This window comes from Terrimonas ferruginea DSM 30193, assembly GCF_000425585.1.
Taxonomy (GTDB): domain Bacteria; phylum Bacteroidota; class Bacteroidia; order Chitinophagales; family Chitinophagaceae; genus Terrimonas; species Terrimonas ferruginea.
On the sequence record NZ_KE384398.1, the window covers coordinates 83487 to 109940 of the forward strand.

The 26454-nt window shown below is 48.9% G+C and carries 18 protein-coding genes; 9 read left to right on the plus strand and 9 right to left on the minus strand.

Annotation, left to right across the window (positions count from 1 at the left end):
• Nucleotides 1-6 precede the first annotated feature (6 nt).
• Nucleotides 7-2886: an excinuclease ABC subunit UvrA gene (gene uvrA / locus H608_RS0112505; protein WP_051268268.1), complete on the minus strand. Its 2880-nt coding sequence runs from the start codon at nt 2884-2886 to the stop codon at nt 7-9.
• A gap of 420 nt (nt 2887-3306) precedes the next feature.
• Here uvrA and H608_RS0112510 point away from each other — a divergent pair, with 420 nt between their 5' ends.
• The gene (locus tag H608_RS0112510; protein ID WP_028787965.1) at nt 3307-3888 is read left to right on the plus strand and encodes an RNA polymerase sigma factor; all 582 of its coding nucleotides are present in this window, start codon (nt 3307-3309) and stop codon (nt 3886-3888) included.
• 420 nt (nt 3889-4308) lie between these two features.
• On the opposite strand, the gene H608_RS0112525 is transcribed toward H608_RS0112510, so the two are convergent.
• The 4 genes from H608_RS0112525 to H608_RS0112540 all read right to left on the minus strand — a co-directional run bounded on the left by H608_RS0112525 (nt 4309) and on the right by H608_RS0112540 (nt 8212).
• Complete coding sequence (locus H608_RS0112525) at nt 4309-4758, minus strand: protein-disulfide reductase DsbD domain-containing protein (RefSeq protein ID WP_081658881.1); 450 nt, start codon at nt 4756-4758, stop codon at nt 4309-4311.
• A 90-nt stretch (nt 4759-4848) separates the two neighbouring features.
• Nucleotides 4849-5562, minus strand: a complete 714-nt coding sequence (gene purQ / locus H608_RS0112530) for a phosphoribosylformylglycinamidine synthase subunit PurQ (protein ID WP_028787968.1) — start codon at nt 5560-5562, stop codon at nt 4849-4851.
• Nucleotides 5563-5646: 84 nt separating this feature from the next.
• Nucleotides 5647-6600, minus strand: a complete 954-nt coding sequence (locus H608_RS0112535) for a hypothetical protein (protein WP_155990153.1) — start codon at nt 6598-6600, stop codon at nt 5647-5649.
• A gap of 94 nt (nt 6601-6694) precedes the next feature.
• Complete coding sequence (locus H608_RS0112540) at nt 6695-8212, minus strand: hypothetical protein (protein WP_028787970.1); 1518 nt, start codon at nt 8210-8212, stop codon at nt 6695-6697.
• Nucleotides 8213-8459: 247 nt separating this feature from the next.
• Here H608_RS0112540 and H608_RS0112545 point away from each other — a divergent pair, with 247 nt between their 5' ends.
• The 3 genes from H608_RS0112545 to H608_RS0112555 all read left to right on the plus strand — a co-directional run bounded on the left by H608_RS0112545 (nt 8460) and on the right by H608_RS0112555 (nt 12507).
• Nucleotides 8460-10436 (plus strand): KUP/HAK/KT family potassium transporter, encoded by a 1977-nt coding sequence (locus H608_RS0112545; RefSeq protein ID WP_028787971.1) that lies wholly within the window; start codon nt 8460-8462, stop codon nt 10434-10436.
• A gap of 50 nt (nt 10437-10486) precedes the next feature.
• Nucleotides 10487-11278: an alpha/beta hydrolase gene (locus H608_RS0112550; protein ID WP_028787972.1), complete on the plus strand. Its 792-nt coding sequence runs from the start codon at nt 10487-10489 to the stop codon at nt 11276-11278.
• A gap of 83 nt (nt 11279-11361) precedes the next feature.
• Entirely contained in the window at nt 11362-12507 is a 1146-nt protein-coding gene (locus H608_RS0112555; RefSeq protein WP_028787973.1) for a hypothetical protein, read from the plus strand.
• Between the two features lie 153 nt (nt 12508-12660).
• Here H608_RS0112555 and H608_RS0112560 read toward each other — a convergent pair whose 3' ends face one another.
• From H608_RS0112560 to H608_RS0112575, 4 genes are all read right to left on the minus strand, one after another.
• Nucleotides 12661-13467 carry an alpha/beta hydrolase gene (locus tag H608_RS0112560; RefSeq protein WP_028787974.1) on the minus strand — a complete coding sequence of 269 codons (807 nt, stop codon included), beginning with the start codon at nt 13465-13467 and terminating at the stop codon, nt 12661-12663.
• Between the two features lie 31 nt (nt 13468-13498).
• A complete protein-coding gene (locus tag H608_RS0112565; RefSeq protein WP_028787975.1) occupies nt 13499-14440 on the minus strand; it encodes a hydrogen peroxide-inducible genes activator in 942 nt (313 codons plus the stop codon).
• Nucleotides 14441-14785: 345 nt separating this feature from the next.
• Complete coding sequence (locus H608_RS0112570) at nt 14786-15697, minus strand: S66 peptidase family protein (protein WP_028787976.1); 912 nt, start codon at nt 15695-15697, stop codon at nt 14786-14788.
• Entirely contained in the window at nt 15694-16725 is a 1032-nt protein-coding gene (locus tag H608_RS0112575; protein ID WP_028787977.1) for a S66 peptidase family protein, read from the minus strand. The genes H608_RS0112570 and H608_RS0112575 overlap by 4 nt, the downstream gene beginning before the upstream one ends.
• A gap of 134 nt (nt 16726-16859) precedes the next feature.
• Between H608_RS0112575 and metG the strand changes: the two genes are divergently transcribed.
• The 5 genes from metG (at nt 16860) to H608_RS0112600 (ending at nt 26453) form a co-directional block, all read left to right on the plus strand.
• Nucleotides 16860-18977, plus strand: a complete 2118-nt coding sequence (gene metG, locus H608_RS0112580) for a methionine--tRNA ligase (RefSeq protein ID WP_028787978.1) — start codon at nt 16860-16862, stop codon at nt 18975-18977.
• A gap of 28 nt (nt 18978-19005) precedes the next feature.
• Complete coding sequence (locus H608_RS24835; protein ID WP_281169178.1) at nt 19006-19137, plus strand: hypothetical protein; 132 nt, start codon at nt 19006-19008, stop codon at nt 19135-19137.
• Nucleotides 19138-19598: 461 nt separating this feature from the next.
• A complete protein-coding gene (locus tag H608_RS0112590; RefSeq protein WP_155990154.1) occupies nt 19599-23426 on the plus strand; it encodes an AsmA family protein in 3828 nt (1275 codons plus the stop codon).
• Between the two features lie 98 nt (nt 23427-23524).
• Nucleotides 23525-25897 carry a 3-hydroxyacyl-CoA dehydrogenase NAD-binding domain-containing protein gene (locus tag H608_RS0112595; RefSeq protein ID WP_028787980.1) on the plus strand — a complete coding sequence of 791 codons (2373 nt, stop codon included), beginning with the start codon at nt 23525-23527 and terminating at the stop codon, nt 25895-25897.
• Between the two features lie 190 nt (nt 25898-26087).
• Entirely contained in the window at nt 26088-26453 is a 366-nt protein-coding gene (locus H608_RS0112600) for a hypothetical protein (RefSeq protein ID WP_028787981.1), read from the plus strand.
• Nucleotide 26454: the final 1 nt, after the last annotated feature.

A 26454-nucleotide genomic window follows, 5' to 3' on the forward strand; every position in this document is an offset into this window, starting at 1 on the left:
ATTTCATTATAAAAACTTCCCGGTATGACTGGCCTTCACTTTGCGGATGCCTTCGGGTTTACCGGCATACACCAGTTCACCACCGCCATCACCCGCTTCAGGTCCCAATTCTATCAGCCAGTCTGCACAACGGATCACATCGGTATTGTGCTCGATCACCAGGATGGAATGCCCCTGCTCGATCAATGCCTGGAAAGAAGCCAGCAGCTTGCGTATATCATGAAAATGCAAACCGGTTGTCGGTTCGTCGAAGATGAACAGGATCTTGTTGCCTGCCCGTCCTTTGCCAAGGAAGGATGCCAGCTTCACCCGCTGCGCTTCACCGCCTGACAAAGTATCGGATGATTGGCCGAGTTTGATATAACCCAATCCCACATCACTCAAAGGTTGGATCGCCCTTGCAATCGCGGCAGACTCTTTATCCAGGTTAAAAAAATCAATTGCTTCGTCCACACTCATCTGCAACACATCATAGATATTCTTTTCGCGGAAACTGACTTCCAGCACTTCTTCCTTGAATCTTTTGCCGCCGCAGGACTCACATACCAGGTGCACGTCTGCAAGGAATTGCATCTCTACCACCTGTTCGCCTTCACCCTTGCAGGTATCGCAACGGCCTCCATCTACGTTGAAGGAGAAATGTTTTGGCTGAAAGCCACGCATCTTGCTCAAAGGCTGGCGGGCAAACAGATCGCGGATCTCATCGTAGGCTTTGATATAGGTAACCGGGTTACTGCGGGAAGATTTTCCGATCGGATTCTGGTCCACCATCTCCACCTGCTGAATGCTGTCGATATCGCCGGTCACTGCTTTATGAAAACCAACTTTATCGCCGGTAAACTCACCTTTGATCTTCTGCAAAGCGGGATAAAGAATTTGTTTGACCAGGGTCGTTTTACCACTTCCGCTCACTCCACTCACCACGCAAAGCACATTAAGCGGAAACTCCACGTCGATGTCTCTTAAATTATGTTGACGGGCACCTTCCACTTTGATCGAGCGTGTCCACTTGCGCGGACTGGCAGGTGGTTCGATCTTCAGTTTGCCGCTGAGGTATTGCCCGGTCAGGCTTTTGGGATTTTTGATCAATGTATCGTAATCGCCTTCGGCCACTACCTCGCCACCGAGATGTGAAGCCAGCGGTCCCATGTCGATGATATGATCGGCTTCGCGCATCATCATTTCATCGTGCTCCACCACTACAACCGTATTGTTGAGATCGCGTAATTCTTTCAATACACGGATCAGGTTGGCTGTATCGCGTGAATGCAGACCGATTGACGGCTCATCCAAAATGTATAAGGAATTGGTGAGGTTGTTACCAAGACTGCGCGTCAGTTGTATACGCTGGCTTTCACCACCGGAAAGCGTGTTGGCCAGGCGGCCGAGCGTAAGATAGCCTAACCCTACATCCAGCAGCGTGTTAAGCCGGTGATTGATCTCAAGCAGGATGCGCTTCGCTATCTGTTGCTGGTGTTCGCTCAACGTTGGTTCCAGTTCTTTGAACCATGTCTGCAGATCGCGTGCAGGCATTTCGGTCAACTCACCGATATGCTTGTCATTTATTTTTACATACAAGGCTTCCTTGCGCAAACGGTAACCGTGACAATCAGGACAGATCGTACGCCCACGATAACGGCTCAGTAAAACGCGGTATTGAACCTTGTAAAGATTCTGTTCAACTTCTTTGAAAAAATCGTTGATGCCGTTCACATACTGATTGCCTTCATACAACGCTTTTAACTGCGCGGCAGTAAGGTCGGCTATCGGTTTGTGAATGGGAAAATCAAACTTTTTGGCACCGCGGATAAACTGTTCTTTCCACAAACCCAGTTTCTCCCCTTTCCAGGGAGCCACGGCACCTTCGTAAACGCTGAGGCGCTTATCGGGGATCACCAATTCCATATCGATACCCAGCACCTGGCTGAAACCTTCGCAGGTAGGGCAGGCACCGAATGGATTATTATAAGAAAAAAGATTGGGTTGCGGTTCCTCAAACTGCAAGCCGTCCAACTCGAACCGGTTGTTGAAATGCAGCAATTTCACCGAAGCCTTAGGTGCAGATGTCTGCACTTCGAGATACATATCGCCTTCGCCTTCATAAAAAGCGGTGCCTGCCGAGTCGGCGATGCGATGCAGGTCATCTTCATCGAACTCGCGGACTACGATACGGTCTACCAGCAGGTAAACTATTTTCTTTCCGCTCTCAGGGATGCGCGTCTTCAATTCTTTGTCGGGCATTTCCATCAACTCTTCAATGCGGAATACCTGCGCTTCTTCTTTTCCCTGTGCGGGGATATACATGCGTGAAAAACCTTTTTGTGCAAGGATGTTCAGCTCTTCGCGTGTGCTGCGGTTGCGGTGCTGGCGAAAGGCAACGAGTATGAAAATGCGGTCGCCTTCTTTTCCTTTACGAATAGCCTCTACAACATCGGTCACATCGTCCTTCTTTACTTCGCGGCCGGATACGGGAGAATAAGTAATACCGACACGTGCGTACAGCAAACGCAGGTAGTCTTGTATCTCGGTCATACTGCCGACGGTACTGCGCGGCGTGCGGTTGATTACTTTCTGTTCGATAGCGATCGCGGGGCACAGGCCTTTGATGTAGTCCATATCCGGTTTATTCATCCGGTTGAGGAACTGACGGGCATAGGCACTGAGGCTTTCCGCATAGCGGCGCTGCCCTTCGGCATACAGGGTGTCGATGGTCAGGGAAGATTTCCCGGAACCGGATACGCCTGTCACCACCACCAGTTTGTTTCGTGGAATTTCCACTGAAACGTCTTTGAGGTTGTGTACGCGGGCACCTTTGATGAAGATATTATCTGCAGAATTTACGGTACGTGACGTACCGGGTTTTTTCTCTTTTATTCGCTTTTCCATTCGTAGTGACGGCAAAGTTAGCACCTGGCGGCGGTAAATAGCGGAGGGTTTGTGCGCAATTCTGAAATTGTTAAAAATCGTTATATATCAAGGAAAAGCCGGATGTTTTGCATTAAAACCGGCAAATGTCCTTTCTTCCTTAACAAGCTCCGGTCATCGAAATCCTCCCAGCATTAACAATAATTTTACAACAATTAAGGGACGATCGGTTGGTGGCTATTTGGCAGTATCACAAAAAGGATTATTTTTAGTGTCCAATGTCCTTAAAAAGTAAAAAAATCAAATTGTGAAAAACCACAAAACAACCCGCCTATTGCAATAAACTTCTACACGTTTTTTTAACCGATTTTTTACAGACCAATATCCATTTTTCCGTGCATACTTGTGCCCGGTCGACAACCTAAACCTGTAGGAGTTTATATGAAAGCTTTTAGCAAGAAAACAGACAACGAGCTGATTCACCTTTTTACCGAAGGTCATCTCGAAGCCCTGGAGGCCTTGATTGTCCGTCATAAGGACAAGCTCTACACCTCTATCCTGTTCCTGGTTAAAGACAAGTATCTTGCCGAAGATATCTTCCAGGACGTTTTTATCCGCATTATTGATACAATGCGTAGCGGCCGCTATACGGAAGAAGGAAAATTCCTTCCCTGGGCCATGCGTATTGCGCACAATTTATGTGTGGATCATTTCCGCAAGGTAAAACGTACGCCTACCATCCGTACCGGTGATGACAAAGACATCTTTGAAGTGTTGCACTTCACGGATGACACGGCTGAAACCGCTATGGTAAAACGTCAGAGCTACGATCGTGTGCGGAATATGCTGGATCATCTTCCCGAAGACCAGCGCGAAGTGATCATTCTCCGTCATTATGCAGACATGAGTTTTAAAGAAATTGCCGCAGCCACCAACTGCAGCATCAACACAGCGCTTGGACGTATGCGCTACGGACTCATAAATTTGCGCAAAATGATGGTACAAAAACAGATCGCTTTATAAGCTTTTCCCTATATTTGCACACACGAACGATCATTAGTTTTTGTTTTATAAAAGCTTGTCATCCTGTATCTCCCGCTGGAGAGAAGAAATTCGATATCGAGCAGTTTATCGGTTTGCTTGCCGTGCCGGCAGGCTGGTATTAGGATGACACCAAATTGAACCGGGCCTTTAGGGGCCCGGTTTTTTATGCGCCTCAGGGCGTATAAAAAACCGAATGTGCCCAACTGCGTTGGGGCCATGTGTAAATGTGGAAATGAAATTTTGATCAGTTGCCGTGAACGCTAACGCTTACTGCCCCTGGCATTCATTTACACATTTTCACATCTGCCGCTTTCGCGGCGGCACATTTCCACATTTTTTTCCCGCCGGGCATAAAAAAAGCGCAGCCGAAGCCGCGCTTTTTTTATGCAGTTCACGCTCTTAAAGCGCTACTGTAAAATTCACTTTCTTGGGAGGAAGACATTTTTTATCATCACAGGTCTGGAACTCCACAACGCCCGCCAGGCTGGTCTTCACATTAGATTTTAATTTAACCACCTGCACAAAATCCACCGTATTGGAATATTGATTGGCAGAGGCACCAAGCTGTTTGTCATGAAATTTTTCCATTTTCCCTTTTTCTTTCACTTTTCCATCCAGCGTCAGCAAAGGATTGGCGGTAAAGGCGAAACTCGTCGGCTGGGCAATGGCATCGTCCGGCTGCGTCTGCGAGTAGAGGTGCCATCCCGTTTGCATTTTAGCAGTGAGGTGCACTTCGTATGTTTTGTCGCCGATCTTTTTGGCGGAGAATGTCCAGCTTACAGGATTGAGCTGCGCCTGGGCAGTGATACCCGCTGCCAACAGCATCAATACAAAGTATATTTTTTTCATACCTATTTTGTTAGACTGCAAATTTAAACCGTTTGCGCGGTGTGTTGACCGTTGCGTTAGCTAAAAATTGACTAAAATCAGACGCAGTAGTTACCCCACCAGTTGCTTCGCCATCAGCAGCGACTCGATGATCGCGCGGCCGTCCGTATTCCCCAGCAGGGATGAGCAGGCCCGCTCAGGGTGAGGCATCATACCAAATACGTTACGCGCCTCGTTGGAGATTCCGGCTATATTGCGCGCCGCCCCGTTGGGGTTGGCAGCCGCAGTGATCTGGCCGGCATCGTCGCAGTAACGGAAGATCACCTGGTCATTGGCTTCCAGTTGGTTCAGGGTTTGTTCGTCTGCATGAAAACGGCCTTCCCCGTGTGCGATGGGAATTTTATAAGCGATCGGGCCATTGGCATCTTCGGACGGCAACAGGTCGCGTACAAAACCGTCGGGACGCAGGTACACGTTGCGGCAGATGAATTGCTGGTTGTTGTTGCGCAGCAGCGCACCTGGCAGCAGGTGCGATTCGCAGAGGATCTGGAAACCATTGCACACGCCGAGCACTTTACCACCGGCGTTGGCAAAATCGATCACACTCTGCATCATCGGGCTGAAACGCGCAATGGCACCGCAGCGGAGGTAATCACCATAAGAAAATCCGCCGGGCAATACGATACAGTCCTCTGTTGTGAAGGCACTGAGGTCGCGGTCTTTGTGCCAGAGCATCGTTACTTCCTGTCCGAGATCGTTTGCCAATGCATCCTGCATATCCCGGTCACAGTTTGAACCCGGAAATACAACTACGCCAAATTTCATACTTGATTGATTGAAGGTTGAGGTGGGCAAAGATAGGTCAATTTTCAGGGGCCTCCTGCGATTTTTCCCACAATTAACGGCTGCTTATATCCATCCCGGTCCCGCGTATTGATAGCAGAGTATAAACGCAACGGACAACCAGAATACAATCACCGGCAACGCTTTCCATTTTGCATAGAAATAGGCGAAGCCATGAAAGGCGGCCATCGGCATCAGCGCCATGATCCAGTTTTCCAGCGTATTACTTGTATTCACAAAAGGAATGAGCATGCCTACCAGCAGATACAGCAACAAGAGGCTCCAGGCTTTGCGCACATGAATCAGCATTCTCCGCAGGTGTTCCTGTATATAATAACCTCCGGCCATAAACGGCACCATTACCAGGAATATGCTTCCCGCCAGCCAGGCCGATTGCTTCAGCGACGGCAGGGCCACCGATATATGCGGACATAAAGTATTCCAGTCCCAGCGGTCATTAAGGAAGATGTATACGGCATAGAAATAAAACGGGGTGGTGATACCCAGCAGGCAGAGCAACCATTCGTCTATGCGGAAAGGCCGCAGGATGGCCAGCGCCAGCAATATCCATAATCCGAATACCAGCGAGGGCACAAAAAGAAACGAAGCAATGCCCAATGCCAGCCCTATATTAAATATCGTTCCCCGCGCCTGCGGACGGTTATACGTATTGAATAAGGCCGTCAGCACATACAACAATACACTGTTCACCAGCAAAGGCGCCGAAAAGTAATTCCATTCCGGCAACAGGGAGGTGAGCACCATGTACGAAAGCCCCGGCAGGTAATTGGGCCGCGCCATCATCCGGTGATTATTCACAAACCTTGTAAGCGTTACGGCTTGTACAAACAGCAGGGCAAAGGCCAGCAGGGGAAATAGTGCGCCGAATGAGGCGGACGCCGGCTGCAGGATTTCCAGTAAACGGTGGTACAGCACGCCATCTCCTTCGCGCAGCAAAGGCGGATGGGGATTGAAAAATGCAGGCAACTTGATCAGGATCCCTACTATAAGCAGGGACATCAGATTGGCAGGAGTTTTCTGTTTGAACAGACCGATCACGGAAAGTGTATTGCTTTACCGGCATACAACCGGTGCCGCCAAATTACAACCTGGCCTAGTTAAAATCAATTTTTGCAAAAGAAATATAATTCCGGTACTGGCAGGGCACGATCATCTGGCGGGCACTGACCTGTTTGGCGTACTTGGGCATGAAGTCGTGGCCGCGGTCCAGGTTCTTGAGTGTAGGACTCTTTTTAATCTCCCCGTCGGGCGACACGGCAAAGTCGTTCAGTATCTGCCGGCGCGATTCGATCACGTTGAACAGGAAATGCAACTGACCACCGGTCACGAACAGTTGGTAAGACAACAGGTCATCAGACTGGTCATCGTATTGTTCTTTGGCGATCACGTTGTTCCATTCAGGCGCACCTGTGCTGTCGAAAGAGAACACCACGATATTGTCGGCCTGGTAACGTACGCTTCCACGGTCATTCCAGCGGTTACCCCAATAGTTGTTGTAATAAGGAGAGTAGTAATAATAGTCGTACGGACGCATATAGGGCGAACCGAAATAATTCCAACGGTTCCAGGCGTTGCCGCGCGAGGTGGTGTAATAGGATTCTGCGCCGATGATAAATCCTCCATCGCGGCGGGTAATGATGTTGCGGATAAAATAATCGTTGAACGCTGCTTTGGTGCTGGCATTGCCACGCGCTTCCTTGCGCAGTTCATCTGAAAACTCGAGCATTCGCTCTATTACCACACGGTCATTTACTTTATCCCAGATATAGAAATAAAACCCGTCGATGTTGCCGCGGCGTTGTTTGTTATAAAAGGAGGTAAGAAAATATCGCTTGTTGAAATTATCAGGTTTGATCTTGATTTCGTCGAGGTACATTTTCTCCGTAGTCAGCGGGTGTACATGGAAGGAATCCTCCATGGCTTTTTTAATTACGAATGCGGCATTGCCGATATTCTCGCTGTTTACCCGGTCGAAGCGCGTAAAGATCAGGTCGCCGTCGTTGTCGAGGTTGAACTCACCGAGGTAATCGTCTTTGTCTTCCATCGGAAGAGTGAGCCGGCTTTCCTTGATAAGATCGAGGCGGTCGCTGAGCAGGCGGCTGCTGATCTGGTACATTCTTTTATTCTTGCTGTTGATCTTGAAGACAATGATCTTGCTTTTGTCTTCGCTGGCCAGTACGGTATATATTTTATTATTGGCCGTGTAACCGATACGGGTGGTATCGAGCAACATCACTTCGCCTACCTTTTTACCCTCGCCGTTGACGCGGGCAGCTTCGCAATAAACGATACCCTTGCGCTGGTACTGATAAATGAGATAACAAAACTCCGGATAGGAGAAGATATCCATATTGATCAAACGTTCGTTATCGGGAATAAAATCAAGGTTCTGTTTGCCGATTTCGACCATATCATTATCCAGTACGGATATCCAATTGTTGGAACGTACATTTTTATAGATAAGAAAGTTGTTGCCGATCTTGCCGGCTATTTCAAAATTCATCCGGCGGGTATCATCGCGGGAAGGTTCGGAATAAACGATACGTTGGGAAAAGGCAAGCATTCCGGACAATAGGAAAACAAGAAGCAAAAGACCTTTGCTGTTCATCATAATGATCTGATTTTTCGCTTATTAAAAATACAAAGTTGCTGCCCAATCGGGCTAACTTTTTTTGAGATGCAGCAGGTCGGGGGATTACATTCCGATAAACGGTGTATGGCTGCGGAAAGTTGCAGGTGATATGTTAGCAAAAGCGTAAAAATTTTAATGGCTAAAGGCCCGCCATTGGTTTTTTTGCCTATACCTTTGTTCCTGCCCCGGATTTTTTGAAAAACGCATGGCATACAAATAATAGCACGTGAAAATACCGACTAATAGGGTCACCGCCGCGGGACTCGTGATTGCACTGGGAATTATCTTCGGCGATATTGGTACATCTCCCCTGTATGTATTCAACGCCATTATCGGCGGACGGGAAGTTTCTGAAACACTTATCATCGGTACACTCTCCTGTATTATCTGGACACTTACCCTTCAGACCACGATCAAATACGTGATCCTGATCCTCCGGGCCGACAACAGAGGGGAAGGCGGCACATTTGCCCTGTATGCCCTGGTAAGGCGACGGCGAAAGTGGCTGGTGATACCCGCCATGATCGGCGGAGCTGCCCTGCTCGCCGACGGCATCATCACCCCGCCCATGACCGTTACCTCCGCGATAGAAGGTTTGGAAGAACTCCCCGCCCTCCGCGGACTGACCACCGATACCGTCGTAATGATTGTACTGATCATTCTCACCCTCTTCTTTTTCCTCCAGCAATTCGGTACGGCTTCCATCGGCAAGATCTTCGGGCCAATCATGTTTATCTGGTTCACCATGCTGGCCGTGTTCGGTCTGATCCACGTTTTCGACGACCTGTCTATTTTCAAAGCACTAAGTCCTTATTACGCCATAGAATTCCTGCGTACCTATCCTTCCGGTTTCTGGTTGCTGGGTGCGGTGTTTCTATGTACCACGGGCGCCGAAGCACTTTATAGCGACCTTGGACACTGCGGACGCGACAATATCCGCTACTCCTGGATTTATGTAAAAGCCTGTCTGCTGCTCAACTATTTCGGACAAGGTGCTTACCTGCTGGCACATCATTCCGGCCTCACCATCACCGAAACCGTAAAAAAAGAACAGGGCATCAATGCTTTTTACGACCTGATGCCGCAATGGTTCATCATTCCCGGTGTGGCCATTGCCACCACCGCTGCCATCATCGCCAGCCAGGCCATGGTATCCGGCGCCTTCACACTCATCAGTGAAGCCATGCGCCTCAACCTCTGGCCCAAGATGAAGATTCGCTATCCTTCCGAAGAAAAAGGACAGCTCTTCATTCCCGGCATCAACCTGCTGATGTTCCTGGGTTGCGTGGGTGTGGTCCTCTATTTCCAGAAATCTTCCAACATGGAAGCGGCCTACGGTCTGGCAATCGTGGTGACCATGATCACTACTACTATTCTTTTTGCCAACTACCTCGTATTGCATCGGGTCAAATCTTTCTGGATCTGGATATTCCTGGTGGGTTACTTCGTGGTGGAAACCGGTTACCTGGTGGCCCTGATGGATAAATTCGTTCACGGTGGTTACGTAACCCTGCTGGTCGGCGGCATCATGTTCCTGGTAATGTATGTGTGGTTCCGCGCACGTAAGATCAAAAACCGCTACGTGGAATTTGTACGGCTGGAACATTACATTCCCAAACTACAGGAGCTGAGCAATGACCGTTCAGTAGCCAAATACGCTACCCACCTGGTATACCTCACCAGCGCCAACAACCCGAAAGAGATCGAGCACAAAATCATTTACTCTATTCTGAACAAAAAGCCGAAACGCGCAGATATTTATTGGTTTGTACACGTTGATACGATGGACGACCCTTATACCTGCGAATACAAAGTAGAACATATCATCCCCAACGATATCATTCGCATCGACTTCCGGCTTGGTTTCCGTATGGAGCCGCGCATCAACCTGATGTTCCGCAAAGTGGTGGAAGACCTGGTGGCCAACAAGGAAGTAAATATTATCAGCCGCTATGAAAGTCTTGCCAGCAGCAACATGGTGGGCGACTTCCAATTTATGGTAATGGAAAAATACCTGAGCCAGGATAATGAACTGCCGTTTATCGAACGTGTGATCATGAAATTCCACTTCTGGCTGAAAGAACACAGCCTCAGCGAAGAAAGAGGTTTCGGTCTCGACGTGGCCAACGTAACGGTGGAGAAATTCCCGCTCATTGTTGCGCCCGTTACCAACCTGCGCCTGAAGCGGATCGAAGAAGAGTAATTTTGCGCAGCCGGTGCCGAAGCTTATCTTCAATCCACCAACTGCCAAACTTGCCCCCTGTAATCTGGTATATCATCGGCGGTATTGCCGTCCTGTCTGTTGCAGCTTATTTCCTGCAGGAACGTTTTATATTCAAACCCGAACGGCTGCAGCAGGATTTCCGTTTCGTGTATGATATTCCTTTCCGCGAATATTTTTTTGATGTGGAACCCGGTGTGCGCATAAACGGTCTTCACTTTTTCCGCGAAGCGCCGCATGGTCTTATTCTTTATTTCCATGGCAACACCCGCAGTATAAAAGGCTGGGCCAAATATGCGCGTGATTTTTACCGGTACAATTATGATGTGGTGCTGGTGGACTATCGCGGATTCGGAAAAAGCACCGGCAAGCGTAGTGAAAAAGATATGCTCAGCGACATGCAGTTCGTTTATGATTCATTGAAAAAACAATATCCCGAAGACCACATGATCATGTACGGCCGCAGCATCGGCAGCGGTTTTGCCACCAAACTCGCCAGTGATAACAAACCGCGTTACCTGATCCTCGACGCACCTTATTACAGTTTCCGCAAAGTAGTGGAACGGTTTCTTCCGATGCTGCCGTTGCGCTGGGTATTGCGGTATCATCTGCGCACCGATCTGTGGATACGTAAAGTGCGTTGCCATACCTATATCCTGCACGGTACGCGTGACTGGCTGATACCACTACGGCACAGTGAAAACCTGCAAAAGCTGAACCCTGCCGGCATCACGCTTATCCGTATAGAAGGAGGAGGACATAACAACCTGCCGAAATTTGACAGCTATCACAATTTCATCCGCGACATTTTAAAATATGTTTGAAGCGAAATTGTCAACACCATGTTAATTGCCAACGCCGGTTGTTACCTTCGCGGCCTTGATTCGTCCTACTAATAAAACCGCCCATGATACCAAAACTTTACACATTTTTATTACTCGTACTTTTCAGCCTTGCGGCCTGCCAGTCGGCAGAGAAACTTTATTCCCGCGGCCAATACGATCAGGCAGTAGAAGCTGCCTCCAAAAAACTTTCCAAGAAACCCAATGACGCCAAGTTGCGTGAGCTGGTACAGAATGCCTACCGCTATGCCGTGGAAGATCACGAAGGCCGTGTGCGCCAGTTGACCGGCAGTACCTCAACCCTTCGCTGGGAGCAGATCTACGGCGAATACCAGGACTTGCAGAAACTATACAATGCCATCCGCCGTAATCCGGCCATTTTTGAACTGGTACAACCAACGGATTATTCCTCTTATATCACTACATACAAAGAGCAGGCAAGCAATGCCCGTGAAGACCGTGGCGATCAGTTGATGGGGCAACAAACGAAGAAGTCTGCACGCGATGCCTATTATGAATTCCAGCAGGCACTGGCCCTGAAACCCGGCGACCTCACCTTGCGTCAGAAAATGGACGAAGCCCTTGCCATGGCCATGACCAATGTGGTGGTGAATCCGGTAAGCCGTTCCGGTTATGCATACGGTACGCCGGCCTTCGGTTTCCAGAATTTCGAATACGATATTCAGCGTTACCTTAACAGTAACAACCGCGGCAACTTTGTTGACTTTTATACGTACACCGATGCACGCGCCCGCAACGTACGTCCCGATCTTTCAGTGGAATTGTGGTCGGGCACTCCGGACATCGGACGCTACCGCGATCAGCGCAGCACCCGCGAAGTAAGCAAACAGATCGTATCCAAAGAGATCGTGCACAAACCCGACTCGATAACCAAAGAATACATTACGGTGAAAGCCCGCATTACGGTTACAACGCGTACACTCCGCGCCGATGGCCTGTTACAGGCAGTGGTAAGAGATATCGATAACCGTACGTTATGGAGTGATACGTATCGCGGTGAATACAATTGGATCGTGCGTTTTGCAAGTTTCACCGGTGATGAGCGGGCATTAAGCGATGAAGACAGAAAGCTCGTTGCCCAACGCGAAGAATGGCCTCCCGCCAACAGCGCCATCGCCAATATTATTACGAATGAGATTTTGAGTAAAGCACAGTGTGGGATAAGTGATTATTTTCATCGGATTTTCTGACGTCAATCGTGAATCGTCAATCGTCAATCGTGAATGGAACAGCCGGAACTAACACTCCGGCTGTTTTTATTTTCATGAATGCTTAAGAATCTACTATCCTAGAGCATTATTCACGATTCACGATTGACGATTGACGATTCACGATTCACTCCCTCACTTCAACAAGCTCCTTACCTCCGTACGAAACTTCTCAAACTCCGCCAGATTATTATGCCCTCCGTCTTCGATCGTGATCAGGCGGGCTTTGGGCGATAATGCCGCCAAACGGCGGGCCTGGCTATACGGGATCACATCATCATCGGTGCCATGAAAGATTGTCACCGGCGGGATCATCTTCGCCATGTATTTATTATTGGGAAACTCATACTTGCTCAGCCAACTGGCAGGATAAATTTTGGTATAATAATTCATCAGGCTGTACATGCTGTAGTAAGGCGTCTCCAATACCAGTTGCTGACAACTGTGACGTGAAGCGAGATAGGTGGCAAGCCCGGAGCCCATCGAACGGCCATACAGAATAATTTTTTCGGGAGGGAAACGCAATCGCGCCATATCGTAGAGTACTTCGGCATCTTCCAGCATGGCCTCTTCTGAACGTTTGCCGGTTGTTTTACCAAAACCCGGATAATCCATCATCCATATCTCATAGTTGTTTTGGGTAAACAATGACGCAACAGGTGCATAGCGGTTGATGTTGGTCATATTTCCATGAAAATATAATACCACGCCTTTGCGCACCGAATCGGGCACCGTGAATTGCACGATGCTCAGATTCTTTTTGTCCGTTACCGGCACGTCCAGTTGCCTGAACGGCTGATCAAATTTATAAGTATACCCTTCTTCGAGCGGTTCGGGATGAAACAACAGTTTGTCTTGCAGAAAATAAAGCGCTACCCCTACAACCACATAGATAGCGATCAGTAATTTAACCCAGAACAAAATTCGTTTACGTGAAAACATGGCCGAAATTAGGAAGAAAAAAGCAGTTCATTTAGTCGACTACCGGAACAACATTGACGGTCTTGTTGTTGCGGATCTTTTCGGGGATCGTCAGCAGTATCTCCTGCTTCAAGGCATCGATGAGTTTTTTCTTGACAAAATTGCGGTGTACGGTAAGGCTTACTTCGCGCATGGGCGCGGGTTTGCGGAATGGCCGCAGCAATTGTGTCTGCCGCGCAGGCATATCGAGTGTGGCCAGTTCGGGTATGATGGTGATGCCGTCGTTCACTTCCACCATACGGCGGAGGGTTTCAATACTGCCCGCTTCATAATCAAAGCGGCTGGTTTCGCGGCTGATCTTTTTCAATTCGCAAAGGTTAACGATCTGCGAACGGAAACAATGTCCTTCTTCGAGCAACCATAATTTATCAGGATCGATGTCCTGTGGCAGCACGTATGTTTTTTCATACACGGCATTCTTCCGCGACACATAAGCCATCAGTTCTTCATAAAACAAAACGAACTCCTGCAAACCTGTTTCCTGTAATGGAGTTACCAATATACCGGCATCGATCTTGCCTTCGCGCAGCCGCTGCACGATCAGTTCGGTCATCATCTCATGCACCACCAGCCGGACCGAAGGATATTTTTTGGTAAAGGACTGTACGAACAGCGGCAGCAGGTAAGGTGCCAGTGTGGGAATAATACCAATGCGCAGCTCCCCCATCAGTATCCCTTTTTTATGTTGTACCGTTTCGAGCAGGCGGGTGCGTTCGGTCAGGATCTTACGTGCCTGCTCGATGATTTCTATACCGGCTTCGGTGGGTACCACTGGTTGCTTGCTGCGGTCAAATATTTTGAGGTCGAGTTCTTCTTCCAGCTTTTGTATCTGCATGCTTAAGGTAGGCTGGGTTACATAGCAGTTTTCGGCTGCGGTGGCGAAGTGCCGCCAGTTGTCAACGGCTACCACATATTCAAGTTGCGTGAAGGTCATTGCAATAGATTATTTCTATTAAAAACGCAAAATTAATCAATTTCAGCGATCTCCGGGAACGTTCCCATAACACTGATAATGACCTCAACAAGGGCCGCTCCTGTTTTTATAAATTGATTTGAAACAATGACAGCAGAAGAAACTATGGGAAAAATAGAAAAAGTTGTAATTTAGACGCAGGTTTAATGGTTAATGGTTGCCGTCCTGCTTTTTTAAGCGGGATGGCTTTTTTTTGGCAGAAGGTGTAAGATTTAAGGCATAAGGTTCCCGCTGTTGATTCGTTACTCACCATTCACCATTCACCAATCACTATTCACTATTCACTATTGACCATTCACCATTGCCTCACTCCTCCAGCATCACTTTCGACTTTGTCACCTTCAACTTATACCCCACGCCGACCTTCAACGCATAATTGCGCTCGGTATGGCTTACCGGAAAATCATAACACACCGGGTAATCGTATTCTTTTACAATATTGTCGATGATCGTATAAACATCTGCTCCAAACGGACGCTCGGTATCTTTCATGTCACTGAACCCGCCAATGATCAGTCCCGCCAGGTTCTTGAGTTTGCCGGCGCGTTTCAACTGGTACATCATGCGGTCTATATTGTATAAATATTCGCCGATGTCTTCGATGAAGAGGATACGGCCGCGCGTTTTTAATTCGGAGTCGGTGCCTATGCCGTGTGCCAGCAACGCGAGGTTGCCGCCTACCAGTTCCGCCACGGCTTCACCGGGGCGATTCAGTTCATGCGCTTCGGCATGGTAGCGCGCCCATTTCCCTTCCAGCGCCTGGCGCAACGATTGCACGTAACGGTTGACATAGCCCGCCTCGTTGAAGGCGCCCGCCATCGGTGCATGTAAGGAAGAAATGTAATAGTTGCTGTAAAGATGTGTATGCAATAAGGTGATATCGCTGTAACCAACGATCCACTTGGGTTGCTTGCGGAATTTCTTAAAGTTCAGTTGATCGACCAGGTGTGTCATACCATAACCACCGCGTCCGCAGAGGATCGCCTTTACTTCCGGATCGTCCATCATTTCCTGCAGATCGGCCAGCCGCTCTTCCGCTGTGCCGGAAAAATAAGTTTCCGATGCACCGCCTAGGGTTTTACCAATCCGCACACGATAACCCCACTCCTCTTCCAGCACACGGATGCATTCAGCCGCTTTCTCTTTCGCCATATATCCCGCAGGACAAACTATACCGATCAGGTCGCCGGGCTGCAGGTAAGGAGGAGTCGTTATCATCTTATTTCAGTTAAGGAGCAAAGCCCGTCTTTTACTTCGAGGCGGTGACGGACACCACATTTTAATGCAAAATTATTCTTTTGATGCCCTACGGGAAAATCAAAGCAGACCGGGAATTTATATTTCGCTGTTTTCTCGAGTACGATTTGCTGAATCGTTCTTCCGAATTCCTCTTCCGGGTCAGAGGGAGGCTTAATACGGAACCCACCCACTACCAGGCCCTTCAGTTTCGCCAGCTTCCCGCTTCGGTCGAGGTTCCAGAACATCCGGTCGATGCTGTACAGGTATTCGCCTACATCTTCCACGAACAATATTTTTCCTTCGGTATGAATATCGGATGCCGATCCGGTAAGCGTTTCGAGCGTACGCAGGTTACCGCCGACCAATATTCCTTCTGCCACACCGGATTTATTGCCTTCCGCTGCCGCAAATTCATATTTCATTTGTTCCCCTTCTATCGCTTTTTTCAGGGAAAGAATGGTATCGACCTGTATTTGTTCCGCCTTGCTCCAATCTTCCGGAAATCCACTGCACATTTTGGAATGAATGGATGCCACATCGATCACACGGTTCAAGTGTGAATGAAATACCGTGATATCGCTGAAGCCGATGATCCATTTGGGGTGCTTGCGGAACGCTTTCCAGTCGAGCCGGTCGATGATGCGTACGGCTCCATATCCACCCCGGGCGCAAAGAATGGCTTTGACGGATGGATCGTCCAGCATCCGCTGAAAGTCGGCCAGCCGCTCTTCGTCAGTGCCGCCGAAGGAATAGTCCCGCCGGCCGATCGTATCACCGACACGCGTTTCATATCCCCATTCTTTCAGTCCTGCCAGGGCCGATTGAATGTCTTCTACCTTGAGATAACCCGCAGGTGAGGTAATGCCGATCAGGTCTCCCTTCTTCAAATACGGTGGAATGCGGACAGGTTTGTGATTGTCGCCTGTGTTGAAAGCCTTACCAGTAGCGGGAAATCCTGTTGCAGCCGCAAGAACAGCCGCTGATTGTAAAAAATTTTTCCGGTTCATTTTTATCAAACTGATCACCCGGAAGGTAAGCCGATTTCAGGAAAAAAGGGCTGTTATTCCCTTGCCCGTCAACCTTCTGGAAGAATATGTGCGCTTTGAGTTATTTTTGCCACGCCGAAAAGGCTCAATTTGCTATGAACGATTTTAAACGATACCTGGTAACAAGCGCTCTCCCTTATGCGAACGGATTGAAACACATCGGTCACCTGGCCGGCGCTTATATCCCGGCCGATATATATGTGAGATACCTGCGCGCGCAAAAAAGAGATGTGGTGTTTGTCTGCGGGAGCGATGAACACGGTACGGCTATTCCCATTCAGGCCACCAAAGAACACACCACTCCCCGTGCCATCATCGATAAGTACCACGAAGCGATGAAGCAGGATTTTGCCGACCTCAATATCTCATTTGATATTTATCACCGCACCAGCGATCCGCTGCACCATGAAACCGCGCAGGAATTTTTCACTTATCTCCACGAACGCAATGAACTGGAGACAAAAGAAACCGAGCAGTTTTATGACGAAGCCACCAAAACATTCCTGGCCGACCGTTATATCAAAGGCACCTGCCCCAATTGCGGCAGCGACCGGGCCTTCGGCGATCAGTGCGAAAACTGTGGCCGTTCACTCAGTCCCGATGAACTCATCAATCCCGTAAGCACACTCAGCGGCCAGCCGCCGGTTAAACGCAAGACCACACACTGGTACCTGCCACTCGACCGTCATGAAGAATTTTTACGTCAATGGATCCTCGAACAACACAAAGACGACTGGCGCCCCACAGTGGTGGGCCAGTGTAAAAGCTGGATCGAAGGCGGACTGCAGCCACGCGCCGTGACGCGCGACCTCGACTGGGGCATCAAAGTTCCCCTGAAAGATGCCGAAGGCAAAGTGCTGTACGTTTGGTTCGATGCGCCGATCGGTTATATCAGCGCCACCAGGCAATGGGCCATGGACAACAAGCGCGACTGGAAACCTTATTGGTATGAAAAAGATACCAAGCTGGTGCATTTCATCGGTAAAGACAATATCGTGTTCCATTGCATCATCTTCCCGGTGATGCTGAAACTGCACGGAAATATTCTGCCGGAAAACGTACCGGCCAACGAATTCCTGAATCTCGAAGGCGACAAGATGAGCACCAGCCGCAACTGGAAACTCGAAATGCGCGACTATATCAATGATTTTGTAAAACAGGAAAACGGCGGCGGGCAATGCGTGGACATGCTCCGTTATTACCTCACGCAGATAGCCCCCGAAACAAAGGACAGTGAATTCACCTGGAAAGGTTTCCAGGACGCCGTAAACAGCGAGCTCGTGTCCATCTTCGGCAATTTTGTCAACCGCACATTCGTGCTCATGCACAAGCTCTGCGGTGGCAAAGTACCTCCCTTTCACAACGACATCATCGACGATACCGACAAACAACTGATCACGGATATTGCGAGTGCAAAAGAAAAAATCGAATCGCTGATCGAGCAATACAAATTCCGTGAAGCACTGTACGAAGTGATCGACCTTTCGCGCAAAGGCAATCAGTACATGCAGAAAAAAGAACCGTGGATATTGGCGAAAAAACTGGCAGAAAATCCTGCCGTTCAGCAACAGATCGACAACAGCCTGCACCTCTGCCTGCAACTGACGGCCAACCTTGCCATTTTCATTCACCCATTCCTGCCTTCAACGGCACACACCATGCTGCACATGATGAAGGTGGTGGAGAAAATGCTGGATTGGGATAATGCAGGAAAAATGAAACTGCTGAGCGTCGGTTATTCACTGCGCGAACCGCGTTTGCTGTTCCGCAAAATTGAAGACACAGAAATAGCAGCCCAGGTAGAAAAATTAAAAGCAGGCCTTGTGAAAGCAACGACAGAAAACACCCCCACTGAAGCAACAGATAACGCACCCGCACCTGTAAAAGAAACCATCCAGTTTGATGATTTTGCGAAGATCGATCTGCGTGTGGCCACCATTACTGCGGCGGGCAAAGTGCCGAAAGCCGATAAACTGCTGCAACTGGAAGTGGATCTTGGTTTTGAAAAAAGAACCATCGTTTCCGGCATCGCGCTGCATTTTGCACCGGAAGACATCATTGGTCAGCAGGTAGTGATCGTAGCCAATCTTGCGCCCCGCAAAATGCGCGGCATCGAAAGCAATGGCATGATCCTGATGGCGGAAGACAAGGATGGCAAACTGCGCTTTGTAAGCCCGGCAGAAGCGGTGGCGAGCGGCTCGGGAGTTAGCTGATGCGTGAATCGTCAATCGTCAATAGTGAATGGTGAATAAACATCCCGCAGTTGCGGGAATGTTCCTGTATACACCGCAACTGTTCGGAGAATTTTACACCCTGTCAATCTGGCATCACGCCGCCGTTGGTCTCCAGACCAACGGACCTGCTCATTCCTGAATCATGTACGAAGTTGACCTTAACCTGGCAAAAAAACCTGACGCTTGCTTGTTGACCAACAAGGGCGCTAACTGGGAGACCAACAAGGGCGCTAACTGGGAGACCAACAAGGGCGCTAACCGGGAGACCAACAAGGGCGCTAACCGGGAGACCAACAAGGGCACTAACTGGGAGACCAACAAGGGCGCTAACTTATACCTCGCGCCGCCATTGCGTTTAAAAATGAAAAGCGACTCTTGCCCATAAACGTTCCGAACAGTTGTGGTGAGTACACCAACCATGAAAAAGACTTATAACTTACTACTTAAAACTTACAACCGCTGTTTCACCTCTTCGTTGCACATCTTTCATCCCGATTAATCGCGATCAAACTCCCTCATTATCAGTATTTTTCGGTAACTTCCAGCTAAATTCTCCGCACCTTGAACGCGAAAGCCCGAAGCAGGAAAATATTGAAAGTCTTGGCCTGGATCATCGGCACGCTGGTGGCCCTGGCCGTAAGCTTTCATTTCTGGTTCGTCAACCACGCGGAAGAAATTATTGAAAACCTCGTAAGCTCCCAATCCAACGGCAAACTCCACCTCAAAGTCAGGAAATTCAAGTTTAATTGGTTCAGCAAAAAGATGGAACTGGAAAATGCTGTTTTCTATTCCACCGATACAGCCACTTCGTCCGCCGCTTACCAATTTGATGTGGAAAGATTACAAGTCGAAGTAAAAGCTGTATTTCCAATCTTGTTTGAGAAAAAGATTCTCATCGATTCTTTACGATTAGTCAACCCGCATGTGACAGTCACCAAACTCCGCAACGTTCAGCGTGATACCACTTCCGGCAACGACATTTCCATTCCCAAAGAAATGGGACGCGTTTATAATTCCATCCAGGATGCGCTGAGTGTGCTGAAAGTAAAACGTTTCCAGATCGAGAATGGCAGGTTCTCACTTTACAACCGTATGCGGCCGGAGCAGCAACCGGTAGAGATCAGCAAGATTTTTTTCAACCTCGATAACCTGCAGGTAGCAGATACCAACACCACCAACGCAGCGCAAAAAATTTTCTTCAGCGACAATATCTCTTTGTCCACGCACAACCAGGACATAGCGTTACCCGACGGCATCCACCGGCTGGCTTTTAAAAACTTCCGGATAAATGTGCTGCGCAAACTCGTGGAGCTCGACAGTTGTACCGTCTCCGCCTCGCGGCAGGACAGCAGCGGCAATTCATTCCGCGTCTTTTTCGAAAAACTTAAACTCACCAATATCGATTTTGATACGTTGTATCATAGCGAAGTGATCAAAGCCGATTCGGTGTATTGCTTCCGCCCGCGCTTCCGGCTGGATGTGCAATTGCCCGACCGTAAAAAAGGCGGCACCACCAAACCTCCCCCATCGTTAAACGAGATCGTACAACAACTGACCGGCGACATGCAACTGGCCTTTGTAATAGTGGAAGACGGTTCCTTCGACATCAATACCATGCGTGCGGGCAGGCCAAGCTCCTTTACGTCCGAACACAACAACTTCGAGATCACCGGCCTGAGAGTACAACAGCGCGCCAAACGGCCGCTTTCTGTCGACGGTTTTAAAATGGGCATCCGCAATTTTGAAAACTTCCTGCGCGACAGCACCTACTCTATCCAGTTCGACAGTATCCTTTTCAATAACAACCGGATCAGCCTGAGTAATTTTTCTTACAGGGAATTAACCAATAACCGCACCATCAACACCCTCACAGTTCCGCAACTCGAACTGCAGGGTTTGTCGTGGGATAATCTTGTATTGGAACAGCAACTGATGGCAGAAAGGGTAACCTTGTACAAGCCATCCATACGTTACCATGTGCGCAACAATCCGGGAAAATCACAAAACATTTTCGACGTACTCAGTGGTCTCGGAGAGATGATGCAACTGAGCAACCTGCATCTTATAGAGGGACAGGTCAGTCTCGTATTTCCCAACAAAAGCGAATTGGAATTGGAGAGAGCCACGCTGCACATCGCCGGTCGTGATCTTGTCAATTCAAAACAATTGAAAGGCATCCAGCAATCTGTCACGCGGCTGGACTTTGCCAAAGGACGTTTGCATGTCGGTCCCGTCACCGCGTTGTTGCAAGGCGTACAATTTACAGGGGAAACCAATCACCTCCGTGCCGATGTACTCGAGGTTACCGATATCAGCAAGGCAAAGATCAAAGCAAGCGGTGTGAATATCCGCACACTGGTGATCGACGACAAACTGCAACAAACACGCATCGAAGGTATCAGTTGGGACAGTGCTGTACTCAATCTTCCGCTGGGACGAAGAAGCACACCACAGGAAAAAGGTGAAGGCTTTATACTGCGCGACGTGGATGGACGGCGAACACGCGTATTTGCCTCCGACGACACGCGGCAACTGGAAGTTTATTTCAAACACATCGGCGCAGCATCTTTTTCTTCCGGAAAGCGACGCCACTTCCGCATTAAAGCACTCGATGCAGCGGGTGGCAATCTGCGTTACCGTCACGGTGCAGCATCGCTGGAGATGGACCGTTTCGATCTGCGCGATGGAGAACCCAGTCACTTCCAGTCGATCCGTTATCAACGTTCGCGTACTTATGATACCATAATCGCCAGCATTCCGATGGTGCAACTGGTGCCGGATATTGACGCCTTCTTCCGCGGCGACATCGGCGCATCCGCTATCACACTCGATCGTCCAACGTTCTTCTGGCATGCGAGTGACCACGATACACTAACCAGCACGCAGGAAACCGGCTGGCCGCTTCCCGACACACGCATTAATTCATTGAAAATAATACAACCCACCCTCAGCCTGCAATACGAACAGGCCGGCAAAAACTTTCAGCTTGAATGGGAAGGGAAAGATCCACGCAATTATCTTCAATTGGAAGACATTGTTTCCGATGAAACGAATACGTCCTTCAGTGCACGCACGATACAATTCCTGGTCAATGGTTTCACCGTAGCGGGACCATCGGGCAGGCGCTACCATGCAGGCTCCGGAGAGATCGATGCAAAACTGAGCAACCTCCATTACCGGGAACTGGAAGGCAATGATATAGAATGGGAAGGCCAACTCGATCAATTGAATGCACGGAACTTCACCATCGACAGCATCGGCAAAAAAAATGCAACCCTGCAAATCAAAACAGCCAGCCTTTCAGGCCTGCGGGTAGATGCTGCGTCTATACTAAAACTGACGGAGCTTATACAAAAAAACAAAGAATTCCGTCTCAGCAATTTCACCGGCACCTACCAGGACTCTGGTGTTAACTGGAACTGGTACAATACGGCTTACGACAAACGCAGCCGTTTATTATCGCTGGATTCATTCCGCTATCAGCCGGCTCCGGAGAAAGAAGCTTTCATGGAAAAACAAAAACACCAGATCGACTATATCACGGCCAATGCCGGAAAGCTGGAAATTGGTCCTTTGGATATCGACCGTTTTGTCAAAGACACGATACTGGACCTGGGCACAATCCGGTTATCGGATGCATTCCTGTATAATTTCCGGGACAAACGATTGCCGATGCGCATGGATATCGTAAGACCATTGCCGGTTGATCAATTGACACAGATCGGTACAAAATTCCGCGCAGACTCGCTGGTGATTGCCAACAGCCGTGTATTGTATGAAGAATTAAACGAGAAAACAGGTAAAAGCGGCCTTATCCGCGTTGGAGACCTCAATGCCACACTGACGCATCTACGCAACTTTGATCTTGGTGAACAAGACAGCCTTGTAATACATGCCAATGGCCGGCTCGAAGACAGCATTGCCATTCACTTACAATTAAAAGAATCCTATACCGATACGCTTTCCGGGTTCCGCATGCAATTGCAGATGGGACCTGCGGATTTGACTATCCTCAATCCCGTGCTGGCACCGCTGGCATCCGCAGAATTAAAATCGGGTCACCTCGATTCCCTGACCATGCAGGTTAACGGGCGTGAATATTTAGCTTACGGAGAAATGTACATGCATTACCGCAACCTGCGCATTCGGATACTGAAAAAAGGAAACCCGGATAAGAAATCATTCCTTTCCAGCGTAATGAGCGGACTTGCCAACGCATTTGTGGTGAAAAAAAATAATGACTCCCGCAAAGGCGTGGTATTCTTCAGCCGCCACCGCGAACGCTCTGCCATCAACTACCTGGTGAAGATTACACTCAGCGGCGTAACCAGCAGTGTGGGCGCCCGCAGCAATAAAAAACAAACGAAACGCTACCAGCAGACACTGAAGGAAAAACAACTGGCTCCCGTAGAAGACGCAACAAAATAGTAAAGATAAAAATTGACCTGCCGCTGTCTTTTCAACACTTTTTTATTTTACCTTCACAGTAAATAGTTGTTTAACTAACTAATTTTAAGCATAGCTGTATGAAAAGAAATATCAAAAAAGTAGCTGTGTTAGGCAGTGGTGTAATGGGTTCACGTATTGCGTGTCATTTCGCCGGCGTGGGGCTTCAGGTATTGTTGCTCGACATTGCACCGCAGGGCGCGCAGACAACCGCTGAAAAAAACAAACTCGTCAATGATGCACTGACGGCTGCCATCAAAAGCAATCCCTCTCCCGTATATACAAAGGACGTGGTGAAAAAAATCACCACCGGCAACTTTGAAGACAACATGAAAGATATTGCAGGTTGCGACTGGATCATCGAAGTGGTGGTGGAGCGCCTGGATATCAAACAACAGATATATGACCAGGTAGAGAAATACCGGAAGCCCGGCACACTGATCACTTCCAATACATCAGGTATTCCCATTCACCTGATGGCTGAAGGACGCAGCGAAGATTTCCGCCGTCATTTCTGCGGCACACACTTTTTCAATCCGCCGCGTTACCTGCGTTTGCTTGAAATCATTCCTACCCCTTCCACCGATCCCGAAGTTGTATCATTCCTGATGGAGTACGGTGATATTATTTTAGGTAAAACAACGGTTCTTTGCAAAGACACACCAGCCTTTATCGCCAACCGCATTGGCGTATACAGCATCATGGCCATCTTCGGACTCGTTGATAAATTAGGTTTGACGATCGATGAAGTAGATGCACTTACCGGTCCGGCAATCGGCCGCCCAAAATCTGCCACTTTCCGCACGGCTGATGTGGTAGGCATCGATACGCTGGTAAAAGTAGCCAAAGGTGTACAGGACAATTGCCCGGACGACGAAGCACGCGACACCTTTACCATTCCCGCATGGCTGGACAAAGTAGTAGAAAATAAATGGCTGGGCGATAAGACCAAACAGGGCTTCTTCAAAAAAATGCCTCCCGGTGCCGACGGCAAAAAAGATATTCATGTACTCAATCTTTCCACGCTTGAGTACGAACCCCGGCAAAAACCAAAATTCGCAACGGTAGAAGCAGGCAAGCCCATCGAAGACCTGGCACAACGCCTGAAAGTATTGGTAGCCGGTACGGATAAAGCCGGTGAGTTCTACCGACAGTTCCACTACTCTCTTTTCTCTTACATTTCTTTCCGCATTCCCGAAATCAGCGATGAATTGTATCGCGTGGATGATGCGATGATGGCGGGCTTTGGCTGGGAGATCGGCGCGTTTGAAAGCTGGGATGTATTAGGTGTAAAGAAAACGGTGGAAGCCATGAAAGCCGCGGGTTATGCCGTAGCACCCTGGGTCGGGGAAATGCTCGATGCAGGCCATCAACGTTTTTATAAAGTAGAGAACGGCAAGAAACTCGCTTACGACCCTGCCAGTAAATCATACAAGGCATTGCCCGGTGGTGAATCCTTCCTCGTGTTAAGCAACTTCCAGGATAAAATTGTCTGGAAAAATAATAGCTGCAAATTGTACGATATCGGTGACGGTGTGCTCGGTATTCAATGGAATACAAAAATGGGCAGCATCGGCGGTGACGTACTGAGTGGCATACAGGCCGGCATCGAAAAAGCAGAGAAAGAATTTAAAGGACTGGTGATCGGCAACGAAGGTCCCAACTTCTCCGCCGGTGCCAATGTGGGCATGATCTTCATGCTGGCCATCGAACAGGAATACGATGAGCTGGATATGGCCATCCGGCTTTTCCAGAACACCATGATGCGCGCACGTTATTCTTCCGTGCCCGTAGTGGTGGCCCCGCACGGACTGGCATTGGGTGGTGCATGCGAACTGAGCCTGCATGCCGACAAAGTATGTGCAGCCGCCGAAACCTATACCGGTCTGGTGGAATTGGGCGTAGGACTTATTCCCGGCGGTGGCGGTACAAAAGAATTTGTGTTGCGTGCGGCGGATGAAATGCACGAAGACGAACCAGACACCATCACATTGAAAAACCGTTTCCTGACCATCGCTACGGCCAAAGTGGCTACTTCGGCAGCGGAAGGGTTTAATATCGGCGTATACAGAAAAGGACTCGACGAAGTGGTGATGAACCAGGGACGCCGTATTGCAGAAGCAAAAAAATCGGTCATCGAAATATATGACAGCGGATACGTGACACCTGTTCAGCGCAAAGACGTAAAAGTGCTGGGCCGTTCGGCGCTCGGAGCTTTGCTCGCGGGTATCAATGGTATGTGGCGCGCCAATTACGCTACCGACCACGATGCATTTGTAGCACGCAAACTCGCCTACGTTATGTGCGGCGGCGACCTCAGCGAACCCAGCTTTGTAAGCGAACAATACCTGCTCGATCTCGAACGCGAAGCATTCCTTTCCCTCTGCGGCGAAAAGAAAACGCTGGAAAGAATCCAGAGCGTGTTGAAGAGCGGCAAACCGGTGAGGAACTGAGTGAATGGTGAATGGTCAATCGTGAATCGTCAATCGTGAATCGTCAATAGTTTCTTCAATCCGTTGCTGGTATTAACACCAACAACAGAACTTAATACTTATTACTTAATACTTATTACTTAACGCTTACAAAGGCTGTTCACCTTACGCCTTAGGCCGAAGCTTCGGCCTTATACCTTCAACCTTCATTATGAACTGTACTGTCACCGACTTCAGCACCGACTCACGCAGCTACCGCATCAGCGGGATCACCGAAACGGAATTTAATAACAGTCTCGAACTGTTCCTGGCGGCGCGGGATCTGAAATATAAAAGTGATAAGGCCGGCATGAAATTGTATGCCCGGGGAAACCTGGTGCTGCGTATACTGGTGGGCGTATTTGTAAAATACTTCCGCGTAGGGGTGACGGGAAAGCGAATAGACGAGCAGACTTTTGAAGTAACGCTGAAGCGCCCCATGAACTTTTTTGTTTCCGGCGGTTTGATTGGGATAAAATCGTCGCGGAAAGAATTTGACACCCTGGCCGAAGATTTCAAAAATCATTTCACGCGGTAAA

Coding starts and splice junctions, on each gene's coding strand:
- metG (WP_028787978.1), top strand. CDS start 16,860: ATGAACGATTTTAAACGATACCTGGTAACAAGCGCTCTCCCTTATGCG.
- H608_RS0112535 (WP_155990153.1), bottom strand. CDS start 6,600: ATGTCCCTGCTTATAGTAGGGATCCTGATCAAGTTGCCTGCATTTTTC.
- purQ (WP_028787968.1), bottom strand. CDS start 5,562: ATGAAATTTGGCGTAGTTGTATTTCCGGGTTCAAACTGTGACCGGGAT.
- H608_RS0112575 (WP_028787977.1), bottom strand. CDS start 16,725: ATGAACCGGAAAAATTTTTTACAATCAGCGGCTGTTCTTGCGGCTGCA.
- H608_RS0112560 (WP_028787974.1), bottom strand. CDS start 13,467: ATGTTTTCACGTAAACGAATTTTGTTCTGGGTTAAATTACTGATCGCT.
- H608_RS0112570 (WP_028787976.1), bottom strand. CDS start 15,697: ATGATAACGACTCCTCCTTACCTGCAGCCCGGCGACCTGATCGGTATA.
- H608_RS0112510 (WP_028787965.1), top strand. CDS start 3,307: ATGAAAGCTTTTAGCAAGAAAACAGACAACGAGCTGATTCACCTTTTT.
- H608_RS24835 (WP_281169178.1), top strand. CDS start 19,006: ATGGTGAATAAACATCCCGCAGTTGCGGGAATGTTCCTGTATACACCG.
- H608_RS0112555 (WP_028787973.1), top strand. CDS start 11,362: ATGATACCAAAACTTTACACATTTTTATTACTCGTACTTTTCAGCCTT.
- H608_RS0112600 (WP_028787981.1), top strand. CDS start 26,088: ATGAACTGTACTGTCACCGACTTCAGCACCGACTCACGCAGCTACCGC.
- H608_RS0112525 (WP_081658881.1), bottom strand. CDS start 4,758: ATGAAAAAAATATACTTTGTATTGATGCTGTTGGCAGCGGGTATCACT.
- H608_RS0112595 (WP_028787980.1), top strand. CDS start 23,525: ATGAAAAGAAATATCAAAAAAGTAGCTGTGTTAGGCAGTGGTGTAATG.
- H608_RS0112565 (WP_028787975.1), bottom strand. CDS start 14,440: ATGACCTTCACGCAACTTGAATATGTGGTAGCCGTTGACAACTGGCGG.
- H608_RS0112540 (WP_028787970.1), bottom strand. CDS start 8,212: ATGATGAACAGCAAAGGTCTTTTGCTTCTTGTTTTCCTATTGTCCGGA.
- uvrA (WP_051268268.1), bottom strand. CDS start 2,886: ATGGAAAAGCGAATAAAAGAGAAAAAACCCGGTACGTCACGTACCGTA.